At 56.9% G+C, this 12687-nt stretch carries 12 protein-coding genes and 1 tRNA gene; all 13 read right to left on the bottom strand.

The genetic code is table 11. From position 1 onward, the window contains the following. Positions 1–15: 15 nt before the first annotated feature. On the bottom strand, positions 16–999 hold the full coding sequence (locus SIC15_RS07290) for a TRAP transporter substrate-binding protein (RefSeq protein ID WP_412537355.1): 984 nt from the start codon (positions 997–999) through the stop codon (positions 16–18). Positions 1000–1168: 169 nt separating this feature from the next. After that, positions 1169–1245: transfer RNA gene (locus SIC15_RS07285), tRNA-Met, on the bottom strand. 69 nt (positions 1246–1314) lie between these two features. Continuing rightward, the gene (gene rnhB, locus SIC15_RS07280) at positions 1315–2013 is read right to left on the bottom strand and encodes a ribonuclease HII (protein ID WP_412537354.1); all 699 of its coding nucleotides are present in this window, start codon (positions 2011–2013) and stop codon (positions 1315–1317) included. Beyond that, a complete protein-coding gene (gene lpxB / locus SIC15_RS07275; protein ID WP_412537353.1) occupies positions 2013–3194 on the bottom strand; it encodes a lipid-A-disaccharide synthase in 1182 nt (393 codons plus the stop codon). Before lpxB ends, rnhB begins: the two co-directional genes overlap by 1 nt. Positions 3195–3212: 18 nt before the next feature. Further along, the gene (gene lpxA, locus SIC15_RS07270; RefSeq protein ID WP_069184895.1) at positions 3213–4004 is read right to left on the bottom strand and encodes an acyl-ACP--UDP-N-acetylglucosamine O-acyltransferase; all 792 of its coding nucleotides are present in this window, start codon (positions 4002–4004) and stop codon (positions 3213–3215) included. Then, entirely contained in the window at positions 4004–4441 is a 438-nt protein-coding gene (fabZ, locus tag SIC15_RS07265) for a 3-hydroxyacyl-ACP dehydratase FabZ (RefSeq protein WP_069184896.1), read from the bottom strand. The genes lpxA and fabZ overlap by 1 nt, the downstream gene beginning before the upstream one ends. An 11-nt stretch (positions 4442–4452) precedes the next feature. Beyond that, a complete protein-coding gene (lpxD, locus tag SIC15_RS07260) occupies positions 4453–5478 on the bottom strand; it encodes a UDP-3-O-(3-hydroxymyristoyl)glucosamine N-acyltransferase (RefSeq protein WP_153634452.1) in 1026 nt (341 codons plus the stop codon). A 47-nt stretch (positions 5479–5525) separates the two neighbouring features. After that, a complete protein-coding gene (locus tag SIC15_RS07255) occupies positions 5526–6023 on the bottom strand; it encodes an OmpH family outer membrane protein (RefSeq protein ID WP_136631745.1) in 498 nt (165 codons plus the stop codon). 45 nt (positions 6024–6068) lie between these two features. Next, positions 6069–8387 (bottom strand): outer membrane protein assembly factor BamA, encoded by a 2319-nt coding sequence (bamA, locus tag SIC15_RS07250; RefSeq protein ID WP_153634453.1) that lies wholly within the window; start codon positions 8385–8387, stop codon positions 6069–6071. Between the two features lie 44 nt (positions 8388–8431). Further along, complete coding sequence (gene rseP, locus SIC15_RS07245) at positions 8432–9781, bottom strand: RIP metalloprotease RseP (protein WP_069184900.1); 1350 nt, start codon at positions 9779–9781, stop codon at positions 8432–8434. Positions 9782–9830: 49 nt separating this feature from the next. After that, the gene (gene ispC, locus SIC15_RS07240; protein ID WP_069184901.1) at positions 9831–11015 is read right to left on the bottom strand and encodes a 1-deoxy-D-xylulose-5-phosphate reductoisomerase; all 1185 of its coding nucleotides are present in this window, start codon (positions 11013–11015) and stop codon (positions 9831–9833) included. Positions 11016–11017: 2 nt separating this feature from the next. Next, positions 11018–11857 (bottom strand): phosphatidate cytidylyltransferase, encoded by an 840-nt coding sequence (locus SIC15_RS07235; RefSeq protein ID WP_069184902.1) that lies wholly within the window; start codon positions 11855–11857, stop codon positions 11018–11020. Positions 11858–11878: 21 nt separating this feature from the next. After that, entirely contained in the window at positions 11879–12649 is a 771-nt protein-coding gene (gene uppS / locus SIC15_RS07230) for a polyprenyl diphosphate synthase (protein ID WP_069184903.1), read from the bottom strand. Positions 12650–12687: the final 38 nt, after the last annotated feature.

Raw genomic sequence — 12687 nt, 5'->3', positions numbered from 1 at the left:
GGTGCATCGCCCGGATTATTGGGCTTTGATGTCCTCGGCGACGTTGCGCAGGATACCAAGAGACGGAGCTTTCTCAGCCCAGATGTCTTCCCAGGCGGAAATGGCGTCGGCAAATTCACTGCGGTCTGCCTGTTTAACGGTGATATCCAGCGCTCTGAGCTGCTGTTCCTGGTCCTTCTCCTGGGCCACAAACTTGTCCATCACGGCATTCAGGTGAGCTTTCATGGTTTCCTGGATGAGCTGTCTGTCTTCGTTGCCCAGGTCACGCCAGACCTTGCCAGATACCACGCCCACCATGGGGAACATCATGTGGTTGGAAATCAGCAGGTGGTCGGCACGCTCGTAAAACTTGAGCACCAGGATGGAGTCGAAATCCATGTCGATGGCGTCGACCTGGCCATTCGCCAGTGCGTCATACACCGCAGGCAGTGGCAACGGCGTGGGTGCAGCGCCAGCGGCGTTGTAGAAATCCCGAATGGGCTCGAACGGGGTAATGCGTAGCTTCTTGCCCTCAAGATCGGCAGGACCGGAAACCTCATCCCGGCTGAGCACCTGGCGCATTCCAGCCATGGCATAACCTACACCTACCAGGCCAACGTTGGCCGGCAGTTGGTCCAGAAGTTTGTTCGCTTCGTCGGAGCGTAACAATTCTGCGGCCTGGTCAATGTTGTCGACCAGATAAGGCGCATATAGCGCGCCGAAATCCGGCACCCGGTTGGACACTTCAGCAATGGTTAGGAACGCCATATCCAGTGCGCCCGTTTGCAGCTGCTGAACCATCTGCGCCTCGTTACCCAGCTGCCTGGCCGGGAAAACCGCTACCGAATGCTCTCCTCCGGACTTCTCGTTCAGATCCTGCCCGAACTCGTTGGCTGCCTTGGTCCAGATGTGGGGCGGTGGCGTGATCAAGCCGAGGCGAAAATCGCGGGCCTCAACGGCGGCACTGGACATAACTGCAAAGGATGCAAACGCGGCAAGAAGGCGCTTCATTGAACTCATCGGAGGCTCCATTTATGTTGTTTTATTCATCAAACGATGGTTTCGGAAACTCAGTCCCGAAGCATACCCCAGAACGACGGAGTTTTGGACGGGCGATTTCGCTAACAAGTTTTTAATATCGCAACAAAAAAGGCAGACCAGTGACTAACTGATCTGCCTTTTTTGAATTTGGTAGCGGGGGCTGGATTCGAACCAACGACCTTCGGGTTATGAGCCCGACGAGCTACCAGACTGCTCCACCCCGCATCAAAACTGGTTGTTGATGGGCTTGCCCCGATCAACGTGCGCGTATATTAAGGATTGGATGCACCACTGTCAATCAATATCTTCGAAAAGATCGGTTCGATACTGCTGTTGCTCTGGCTCTGGCTCTGGCTCTGGCGCCACTTTCTCGCGATAGAAGCCCACCTGCTCGATCACTTCCTGTACCGGGCGAAACGAGCGGCGGTGCTCGGAAGTCGCACCGAGACGGCGCAGGGCTTCCAGATGGATCGGTGTTGGGTAGCCCTTGTGCTGTGCCAGGCCGAAACCAGGGAAACGCGTCTCCAGCGCTTCCATTTCCCGGTCACGGGTTACCTTGGCAATGATGGAGGCGGCGCTGATGGCTTCGACCCTGCTATCACCCTTCACAACAGGCTCCGATGGCCAGTGCCACTTCGGACAGCGGTTACCGTCCACCAGAACGTATTCGGGGGCGATCGCCAAACCTGAAACCGCACGCTGCATGGCCAGCATCGTGGCCTGATAGATGTTCAGCTCATCAATCTCATGGGCCTCGCACCGGCCTATGCTCCAGGCTTTGGCATGCTCCAGGATCTCCCCATAGAGCGCGCTGCGGCGTTTGTCAGTAAGCTTCTTTGAGTCCGCGAGGCCGGCAATCGGCCGGTCCGGGTCCAGAATCACCGCCGCCGTTACGACAGCCCCAATCAGCGGACCCCGACCGACCTCGTCGACACCAGCCAGGAGAGAGCCCGTATAGCGGCATTCGAACGGCGGCAATGGCTTTTTCGGCATCAGCGGGCACCCTGCTCTAACAAGTCAGAGATCGCCTGGGCGGCTTTTTCATCAGCACCCTGCCTCAAGGTGTGGTGCAAGTCAGTAAAGGCTTCTTTGAGCCGAACCCGCTCTTTAGTGTTTTCCAGGCGCTCGAGCACTGCGGCGCCCAGACTTCCCGCCGTGGCGTCGTCCTGAAGCAGTTCCGGAACCAGCTGGCGCTTGGCAAGCAAATTGGGCAACGCGACGTGAGGTACCTTGACCAATTTCGACAACAGGGCATAGCTGAATCCGCTCAAGCGATAGCCCACGACCATCGGCTTTTTCAACAGCATCGCTTCCAGCGTTGCAGTTCCCGAAGCAAGCAGCACAACATCGGAGGCGGCCATCACGTCTCGGGACCTGCCTCGCACAATCGTGACTGACAGTTTCACCTCGAGCGCATCAACCAGATCCCGCACCTGTTTTTCGCGATCCCTGTTTACACAGGGAATCACCAGTTGAAGATCCGGGCGTCGCTCCTGGATCCAGCGAGACGCTTCCAAAAACAGGGTGCCTAGTCTTTCCACCTCCCCTGCCCGGCTGCCCGGCAGGACGGCAAGTACCGACGCTTCGGGGTCTATACCCAGCGACTCCCGCATCTTGAGGGTATCCGGTTCCATGGGAATGCGATCGGCCAGGGGGTGACCCACGAACGCCACGGGCACGTGGTGTTCCTCATAGAAACGAGCCTCAAACGGGAACAGGGTCAGCATAAGGTTGACGGACTTGGCGATTTTAAAAATCCGCTTTTGCCGCCAGGCCCACACGGATGGGCTGACATAATGGACAGAGAGGATACCGGCCTCGCGACAGCGTCGCTCGATAGCCAGCGTAAAATCCGGGGAATCAATACCAATGACCACGTCCGGCGGAGTCGTGAAGAAATAGTCCAGCACTCGGGCCCGGATGCTGAATAGTTCGCGAATCCGACCCAGGACCTCAACCAGGCCCATGACCGAAAGGCGCTCCATCGGCACCAGCGAGTGAAAACCTTCAGCAACCATCTCCTCTCCGCCAATTCCGACGAAACGGGCACGGGGATAACGCTGCCGGAGGGAACGAATCAGCCCGGCACCGAGGATATCCCCCGATGCCTCGCCGGCAATGATACCGAATGTGATTTTGCGTTCGCTGATGATCGCGTGAGAAAGATCTGTCACCGACAGGCTCCTGCCGGGTTAGCGGATGATGCCGCGGTGTGCTCCACGCAGGGAGTCAATGAGCGGGCGAATCTCCGCGACATCGGAATAGGATTTCTCGAGTTCTTCAACGGCCTGTTCGGTCGTGAGCCCCTGGCGGTAGATGACCTTGTAGGCACGGCGTAAGGCCAGCAAAACATCTTTACTGAAACCGCGGCGCTTGAGGCCTTCGACGTTCATGCCATGAGGCTCCGCTGACTGACCACTGGCCATAACGTAGGCGGGAATATCCTTGAGTACGATGCTGCCACCGGCCGCCATGCTGTGGGGGCCAATATGGCAAAACTGGTGAACCATGGTGCCACCACCGAGGATCGCAAAATCACCGACCGAGACATGGCCCGCAAGGGTCGCGCAATTGGCCAGGATGGTGTTATCCCCCACAATGCAGTCGTGGGCGACATGCACATAAGCCATGAGAAGGTTACCGCTGCCAATGCGGGTTTCGCCACGATCCTGGACCGTGCCGCGGTGGATGGTGCAATTCTCTCGAATCACATTGTTGTCACCAATCACCAACGTGGTCGGCTCGCCGGCGTATTTCTTGTCCTGACACTCTTCACCGATACTGGAGAACTGGAAGATGCGATTGTTCCGGCCAATGACCGTAGGCCCTTTAACAACAACGTGCGACAGGATCTCTGTGCCATCGCCGATTTCCACATCCGGACCAATGTAACTCCACGGCCCGACGGTGACGTTGTCCCCGAGCCTGGCTGACGGGTCTACAATTGCCTGAGGATGGACTCCCGACCAGTCATTTGTCGCCATCAAACTTCTCTCTCAGCGGTCAGAATCTCTGCCACGCAAACGACTTCTCCGTCGACCAGAGCGCGACACTCGAATTTGTATATACCCCGTTTACCGGAAATAAATTCCGACTCCATGCACAGTTGATCCCCTGGCAATACCGGGCGTTTGAACCGGGCCTTGCTCGAACCGGCCAAGTATTGTACCACGCCGTCAGAAGGTTTCCGGCCCACAGTCACAAAACCGAGAATGCCGGATAACTGCGCCATCGCCTCAATGATCAAGACGCCCGGCATGATGGGATTATTCGGGAAGTGGCCCTGGAAGAACGGCTCGTTAAACGAAATATTCTTGTAGCCCTTGATCGATTTTCCCTTTTCGACCTCAGTTACCCGATCCACCAGCAAAAACGGGTATCGGTGTGGAAGGTACTCCAGAATTTCGTCGATGTTCATCATGTTGATCGGCCTCAGCCCTCTAATTTCTTTTCGAGTTCTTTTACCCGTCGCGCCAGAACATCCAACTGCCGGAAGCGCACCGCATTCTTGCGCCATTGACGGTTGGTATCGGCACTCGTGCCTGATGAATAGACACCTGGCTCCCGGATGTCACCGGTTACCAGAGTCATACCGGTCAGATGAACCTGATCGGCGATTTCAAGATGGCCAGCAACGCCGGATGCGCCACCGAAAACACAGTGCCTGCCAACGCGGGTGCTGCCGGCAATGCCAACCATAGCCGCCATGGCGCTGTGCTCGCCTATGCATACGTTATGGGCAATCTGGATCAGGTTATCGAGCTTCACACCGTCGCCAATCACGGTGTCATCCAAAGCCCCGCGATCGATAGTGGTGTTGGCGCCCACTTCCACATCATTCCCGAGAACAACGCGCCCGAGCTGTGCAATACGGTGCCAAACGCCCTTCTCGTTCGCGAAACCAAAACCGTCGGAGCCTATCACAGCACCGCTGAGTATGTGGCAACGTTCGCCAATCACCACGTCGTGAGCCAGAGTCACCCGGGGCCGAATCAGAGTCCGGGCTCCGATTCTGGCGCGGGCTCCAACAATCGAGCCGGCTCCAACAACAACCCTCTCACCAATATCTGCCCCGGCTTCCACCACCACATTCGGGCCTATGCTGGCATCCTCAGCGATGGTCGCTGACGGGTCTACTACTGCGGACGGGTGAATGCCGGGCGAAGCAACGGGGGCGGGGTCAAACCAGTGGCTCAACCGGGCATATCCGAGATATGGATTGTCCAGTAACAGGGCGTTGGTCGGAGCCTCTTTCGCCGAGGCAGGTGCAACAATAACGGCCGAAGCACGCGTGTCTGGCAGATATTTGCCATAGGACGGATTCGCCAGGAAGCTGATCTGACCGGGACCAGCCGCCTGCAACGTCGCCAGACCCGAAACCTTTACATCAGGGTCACCCCGTAGCTCCGCACCAAGGGCATTGGCAATTTCCCCAAGGCGATAGGACCTTTCTGTCATTGCGAACTCCCAAGCAACGATCAGGGCACCGGGGTGCCCGTCACAGATTAACGGTTCAGTTTTTCAAGAAGCTGAGAGGTCAGGTTCATTTCAGGCTTTACATAGACAACTGCTTCGCTTGGCAGGATAAGGTCGAGGTTGTTCTCCTCAAGAAGCTCCTTGACCGCTGCGTCCACCTCGGGACGAGCCTGCTCCAGAAACGCCTGCTTGCGCTGGTTCACTGTTGAATCCAACCGCTGCTTGAGAAAGTTGAACTCCTTTACCTTCTCCTGGAACTCTCCCGCCAGCTTGTTACGCTCGCTCTCGTTCATCATGGCTCCATCCTTCTCAAGGCGTTCCTGGAGCTTGCGAGCTGCTTCCTGGGCTTCACGGACGCGGGCTTCGTCCCCGGCAAAATCCTTCTGAAGGGATTCGCTGAATGTCTTGGCATCGTCAGACGAGAACAGTGCCTGACGCAGATCGACTACACCAATCCGGGTTTCGGCCATCGCCGGGAATGAAAACGCCATAATCACAGCAGCGAACATCAAAACAAATCGGGACATTGGTTTTCTCCTGATTTTCATCCGTCGATTATTATTATCCATGCTTTAGAAGGTCTGGCCCAGCGAGAACTGGAACACCTGTGTGTCGTCGCCAGCTTTGTCGTTCAGAGGGTAAGCGAGACTGAATGCCAATGGGCCAACAGCCGTTATCCACTGGAAGCCGACACCGGCTGCCATCCTGATTTCGCTCAGTTCCGGATCGAACCCCCTGGCTGTATCAAACACCTGGCCGGCATCCAGGAAGAATGCCGTTCTCATTGAGCGGGTATCGCCAGCAAACGGCGTCGGGAAGATCAGTTCCAGACCACCCTCGGTCAAAAGGTTGCCGCCAAACGGATCCGGATCCGAAAGGTCGTTTACGTTATTCGTTGCCCTGAGCCCCAGCGAGTTGGCTTCGTATCCACGAACCGAACCATAACCACCGGTGTAGAAGTGCTCGTAGAACGGCATCTGGCTGCGATCACCATAGCCATCGCCGTAGCCGATCTCTGACCGTGCCCGGAAGACCCAGCGATTATTATCGGTCACAGGGTAGTAGAAATCCGTTTTGTGGGTAGCTTTGTAGAAGGTCAGATCACTACCCGGCACCGCCACATCCAGGGACAGTGAGTGGCTGTAACCATCAGTCGGCAACACGCCACGGTTCAGAGTACTGCGACGCCAGCTTCCGAACAGGAAAAAGTTGGTGAACGAGTCGCCTTCCTCATCAATGAATTCACTCACCTCCTGTGACGTAAAGAGGCCTTCCTTCAGATTCGACTGAGTGACACCGGCACCAAAATTCAGGCGGGTAATACTGTCCGTGGGGTAGCCGAAGGTAACGCGGCCACCGTACTCATCCAGCAGGAACGAGGAAATATCTTCCTCTTCGTAGTCAGTCTCCCGGGCGAATACACTGAACCCGCGGCTCACGCCATCAACGGTGTAGTAAGGGTCCAGATAGGAGATGTTTGCGCTCTTGATGGAGTCACTGACATTCACGCCGAAGGATACCCGCTTACCGGTACCAAAGAAGTTATTCTCAGAGACATTGGCACCGAGAATCACACCGGAATCCTGGGAAAAGCCAATGGAGGCCGAAAGGCTGCCTGTTGGCTGCTCCTCAACGGAATAATTGACGTCCACCAGGTCGTCGGTGCCAGGTACCGGGACGGTGTCCACGTTAACAGTCTGGAAGAAGCCAAGACGTTCCAACTTGGTCTTGGAGAACTCGATTCGGTCGGAAGACGCAACACCGCCCTCCATTTGCGTCATTTCCTGGCGCAGGACATCATCGCGTGTAGACACGTTGCCATCGAAATTGATTCTTCGCACGTAGGCCCGCTTGCCAGGCTCCACAAAAAACGTGACTGCGGCTGTGTTGTTTTCGCCCGGCTCCGGAACGGCATTGACGTTGGCAAAGGCATAGCCCTCACGGCCAAGCCGGAATGCCAGGGATTCGGAAATTGCTGTCATGCGGGACCGGGAGAATACATCACCTTCCTCGACCGGAATCAGCGAGCGCAATTCCTCCTCACCCACGATGAGCTCACCGCGAAGGTTGATTTCGGAAATGGTGTACTGGGGACCTTCATTTACAGCAATCGCGATGAAGACTTTTTGCTTGTCCGGAGAGATGGACACTTGGCTGGACTCGACGTTGAAATCGAGATAGCCCCGATCAAGATAGAATGACCGAAGCGACTCCAGATCGCCGCTCAGACGTTCTCTGGCGTATTTGTCCGCGTTGGTTATCGAGTTCCACCAGCTCGTGGTTTGCAGCTCGAACAGATCCTGCAGCTCCTCGTCGGTGAAATCCCGGTTGCCAATGAGATTGATGTGGTGAATGGCGGCAACAGAACCTTCATTGATATCCAGACGAATCGAAACCCGGTTTCTCGGAAGCTCTTCCGCTGTTGCCTTTACCCGGGCATTGTAGCGGCCCTGAGCAATGTATGAGCGCAGTATTTCAAGCTCCAGACGTTCGAGGGTCGCACGCCGGAACACCTGGCCTTCCTGAAGCCCGGCCCCTGCCAGCGCGTCCATCAACATCTCGGTTTCAATGTTCTTATTGCCCTCGATCTCGATATCACTGATGGAGGGACGCTCTCGAACCGTCAGAATGAGTACACCAGCTTCCCGGCTGGCCTCAATGTCGGTAAAAAGCCCGGTCCGGAACAGCGACTTGATCGCATCAGCCAGCTCGGTCTCGTCCACCTGTTCACCAATATTGACAGGGAACGCAGAAAAAACAGTACCCGCAGATACCCTCTGCAGGCCTTCAACCTCAATATCCGCAACAGTGAACTGATCAGCAAGTGCTGGCTTCATGCCGGACACGGCCACAGCGAGGCCAACGGCTACACTTAGAAGAGAACGTCTCATTCAAATATTTCGCCTGGTTAATGCGCGTAAAGAGCTCGCAATTCTCACAACCGCATCAGGTCGTTGTAAAGAGCAAACACCATTAATGTGAGGATCATTGCCATACCAATTCGTAATCCAAACGCTTGAGCCTGCTCGGAAAGCGGCTTTCCCCGGAGGGCTTCGATGGTGTAGTAAACGATATGACCACCATCCAGTACCGGTACAGGCAGAAGGTTCAAAATGCCCAGACTTACGCTCAGATAAGCAAGAAAACGCACGAAATCTTCGAATCCGGAGCTGACGCTGGCCTCTGCAACCCGGGCAATGGTTATCGGACCACTGAGGTTTGTGGGCGACAACAGTCCGGTGACCATTTTCTTGATGGCCACGAGCGTAAGACGGGTGTCCGCCCAGGTTTCGCTGAGGGCTACCGGGATGGCAGCGAACGGACCGTAGCTGACATCCCGCAGAACTTCCTCTGGCCACGAGATCGCCTCCACACCTGCCCCGACGAAACCGATCGACTCGCCACTTTCCTCGGTCCTTGCTTCCGGGGTCACGCTCAGGGATTGTTCCGAGCCGTTGCGCTCCACAGTGACCTGAAGTGTCTGCTCCGGAGCGTTGCGAATGAACTCTACCAGCTCAAACCAGCTGCCGATCGCCTCGCCATTCACGGCAACGATGCGATCTCCGGGCTGCAACCCGGCTGCCTCTGCACGCCCACCCTCGGAAATCTGACCCAATACAGGCGGCACAGCAGGCCGCCATGGCGTGATGCCAAACTCAGCCAGCGGGTTGGGCGTATCATCACTCAGGCCCCATCCTGAAAGCTCACCGCTGACGGTTCCCCGGGCGCCATCCTCGGACACCTCCATGGAGATCGAACCATGCTCGCCAGTCCGCTCGAGGATGCGCATGTTCACATCACGCCAGGAACTGACCCGATGGCCATCCACGGCGTGAATCTCCATGCCTTCCTGCAGCCCCACCCGCTCGGCCACGCTCTCGTCGGCAATCTGGCCAACAATGGGCGCAACATGGGTAACGCCAACCACGCTTAATAGCCAGTAAGCAAAAATGGCAAATATGAAATTGGCTACGGGGCCAGCCGCGGCAATGGCAATACGTTGGCCGGGCGGCTTGGACGTGAAGGCCTGGTCTCGGAGTTCCTCGGGTACCGGCCCCTCTCGCTCATCAAGCATCTTGACGTAGCCGCCCAGTGGAATGGCCGCAACCGCGAACTCGGTTCCATGCTTGTCATACCAGGAAAACATGGGTTTCCCGAAACCCACCGAGAATCGGAGCACTTTTACCCCGCACCGCCGGGCCACCCAGAAATGACCGTATTCGTGCAAGGTCACGAGGATGCCGAGGGTAAGCGCGAGTGCGAGGACGGTTTCAATAATCTGCATAGCGTTCCTGATTGAATGGCTTCAGCCGGGCAGCCTACGGCTGCGACTATCAGACAGTTAACAGACCTATCTGTTCCCGCGCACGACCCCGTGCCTCTTTATCCTTGGCAAAAATGATCTCAAAGCTGTCTGCTGGCTCTACTGCGGTCGCAGCGAGCGTTCGCTCTATGATAACGGGGATATCCGAAAAACACAGGGTACCGTCGAGAAAAGCGGCAACCGCCACTTCATTGGCCGCATTCAGAACCGCCGGTGCAGTGCCGCCCGCCTCGAAAGCTTCCGCAGCAAGGCGCAGACAGGGGAAACGCCCCAGATCCGGGCGTTCGAAGTGAAAACGCCCGATAGCGAACAGATCCAGGGGGGCAACTCCGGCATCAATGCGCTCGGGCCAGGCCAGGCCGTTGGCAATCGGCGTTCTCATATCCGGACTGCCAAGCTGTGCCAACACGGATCCATCGGCATATTCCACCATGGAGTGGATGATACTCTCTGGATGAACATGCACCTCGACTTTCTGAGGTGTTGTGTTGAAAAGCCAGCAGGCTTCAATCAGCTCCAGGCCCTTGTTCATCAAGGTGGCTGAGTCTACGGAAATCTTTTGGCCCATGGACCAGTTGGGGTGGGCACACGCCTGGGCCGGAGTTACCGACCGGAGATCTTCAGCAGAGTGCTCGCGGAAGGGGCCACCGGAGGCTGTCAGCAAGATCCTCGTAATACCGGCACCAGCAGGATCCCGGATCTTGTCTGCCGGCATGCACTGGAAAATCGCGTTGTGCTCGGAATCGATCGGCAGCAGTTCGGCACCGGCCTCGGTCACGGCGTCCATGAACAATTTCCCGGACATCACCAGGGCTTCTTTATTGGCAAGCAGCACCCGCTTCCCTGCCCTTACCGCTGAAAGCGTAGGCGATAATCCCGCCGCGCCAACAATGGCTGCCATCACGGTATCAACGTCAGGCGCCGAGGCTGCCTGACACAACCCATCCAGGCCGGCGAGCACCTCGGTGTCCGGCAAGTCTGCCAGCAGCTCGGAGAGCATATTGGCAGCCTCTGGATCGGCCATGACGGCCACCTTGGGACGGAATTCCCGGCACAATACAGCCAGTTCCTCAGCGCGGGTGCTGGCGGTTAATGCATAAACCGAGAAACGTTCCGGGTGCCTTCGAACAACATCCAGGGTGCTGAGGCCAATGGAGCCCGTGGCTCCGAGAATGCTGATAGAGCGGGTTGCCATAGTCACCAGTGCCCGGTTGTGAGCCAACCAAGTTGGGTAATGATGAGAGCAAAAACCGGAATCGCCGCTGTCAGACTATCAATCCGATCCATAATCCCGCCATGGCCGGGTAGCAACTGACTACTGTCCTTGATGCCCCGATGCCGCTTGAGCATGCTTTCCAGCAAATCACCCAACACCGAAACCAGGCCGGTGGCGAGACTGGCAACAATCAGGAGCAGTGTCTGTCCTGCCCCTGCTGAAGCCAGAAAACTCACCACAAGAGCAAAGGCTCCCACGGCCACCAGACCACCCCAGACACCCGCCCAGGACTTACCGGGGCTGACCCGGGGTGCCAACTTTGCTTTTCCAAACGCCCGACCGGCAAAGTAAGCACCGATATCAGCAACCCAGACCACGCAGAACACGTAAAGAATGAGCAGCAGGTTGTTGCTGCTGTCGCCAAACTGGAAGCCACCGGTACGCAGGTGATTCAGGCCAACCCAGGCGGGCACCAGCACGAACAGCCCCATTACGGCTCTGACCGGCAGACTGCCCCATTTATCAGACCCTGCGGGGTAACTGCGAACCAGAAGAAAACAGATGCCCCACCAGAACAGCGCCAGCCAGAGCACCGCCACAAACGGCACGTTGAGAAGCCCGTATAGAATCAGGGCGGTTAGCAGCGCATAACCGATCCGACCAGCAGGATGCCCAATGCCAGACATATTTGCCCACTCCCAGGCACCTATAGAGATGATGGCACCTGTGAAGAGAGCAAACCCCAGCGGAGGGAGAAAGAAGATCCCGCCGATGGCGATCGGGGCGAGAATCAATGCGGTGATAATTCGGGTTTTTAACACGGTTAACGTCGCTATCGTTCGTTATTGTTGTAGAGCCTTGGCCGCTATCTGATCATCTGTCTGGCCAAAACGACGCTGTCGACCGGCATATGCCTGCAGGGCCTTGAGCATCTCTTCCTGCTGAAAATCAGGCCAATACACCGGAGAAAAGTAAAGCTCTGTGTAAGCCAGGTGCCACAGCATGAAGTTGCTGATTCTCTGCTCACCGGCCGTGCGAATCATCAGATCAGGCATTGGCAGGTCACCAATACTGAGGTGCTGCTGGATCAGGTCATCGGTAATATCGGATGGCGCCAAATGCCCGACACGCACTTGTTCCGCCACCTTGCGCGTGGCCTGAGTGATATCCCAGTGTCCGCCGTAGTTCGCTGCAATCACGAGCGTCATCCGGGTGTTGTTGCGGGTCAGCTCCTCCGCCGCTTCCATATGTTCGCGAAGCGCAGAACTGAAGGCGGACCGGTCACCAATTATGCGCAACCGGATGTCGTTACGATGAAGCTTCCGCACTTCGCGCTCGAGCGCGAACAGGAACAGCTTCATCAGGGCCGACACTTCGTCCTTGGGGCGCCGCCAGTTTTCACTGGAAAAGGCAAACAGAGTGAGAACTTCCACACCTTCGCGGGCGCAGGTTTCTACCACTGCCCTGACCGCATCCACTCCGGCCTTGTGGCCAGCCACTCCCTTGAGACGACGGGCCTTGGCCCATCGATTATTCCCGTCCATGATGATGGCCACATGCCGGGGTCGGCTGTCTGCCGACACCGGAATCTCTGCGGATACAGTTCCCGTCATGAAATCCCCTGTGCGGCCGAAGCGCTTGATTGCCGCGG

The sequence above is a fragment of the Marinobacter sp. MIT932201 genome (assembly GCF_047123295.1).
Lineage (GTDB): Bacteria > Pseudomonadota > Gammaproteobacteria > Pseudomonadales > Oleiphilaceae > Marinobacter > Marinobacter salsuginis.
Note: the sequence above shows the minus strand (reverse complement) of the source record. Positions and strands in the feature narration are given on the sequence as shown.

What these genes read in the sequence shown, in the direction of transcription:
- SIC15_RS07290 (WP_412537355.1), bottom strand. Translation starts at nt 999, where the DNA reads ATGAGTTCAATGAAGCGCCTTCTTGCCGCGTTTGCATCCTTTGCAGTT.
- rnhB (WP_412537354.1), bottom strand. Translation starts at nt 2,013, where the DNA reads ATGCCGAAAAAGCCATTGCCGCCGTTCGAATGCCGCTATACGGGCTCT.
- lpxA (WP_069184895.1), bottom strand. Translation starts at nt 4,004, where the DNA reads ATGGCGACAAATGACTGGTCGGGAGTCCATCCTCAGGCAATTGTAGAC.
- fabZ (WP_069184896.1), bottom strand. Translation starts at nt 4,441, where the DNA reads ATGATGAACATCGACGAAATTCTGGAGTACCTTCCACACCGATACCCG.
- lpxD (WP_153634452.1), bottom strand. Translation starts at nt 5,478, where the DNA reads ATGACAGAAAGGTCCTATCGCCTTGGGGAAATTGCCAATGCCCTTGGT.
- SIC15_RS07255 (WP_136631745.1), bottom strand. Translation starts at nt 6,023, where the DNA reads ATGTCCCGATTTGTTTTGATGTTCGCTGCTGTGATTATGGCGTTTTCA.
- bamA (WP_153634453.1), bottom strand. Translation starts at nt 8,387, where the DNA reads ATGAGACGTTCTCTTCTAAGTGTAGCCGTTGGCCTCGCTGTGGCCGTG.
- rseP (WP_069184900.1), bottom strand. Translation starts at nt 9,781, where the DNA reads ATGCAGATTATTGAAACCGTCCTCGCACTCGCGCTTACCCTCGGCATC.
- ispC (WP_069184901.1), bottom strand. Translation starts at nt 11,015, where the DNA reads ATGGCAACCCGCTCTATCAGCATTCTCGGAGCCACGGGCTCCATTGGC.
- uppS (WP_069184903.1), bottom strand. Translation starts at nt 12,649, where the DNA reads ATGACGGGAACTGTATCCGCAGAGATTCCGGTGTCGGCAGACAGCCGA.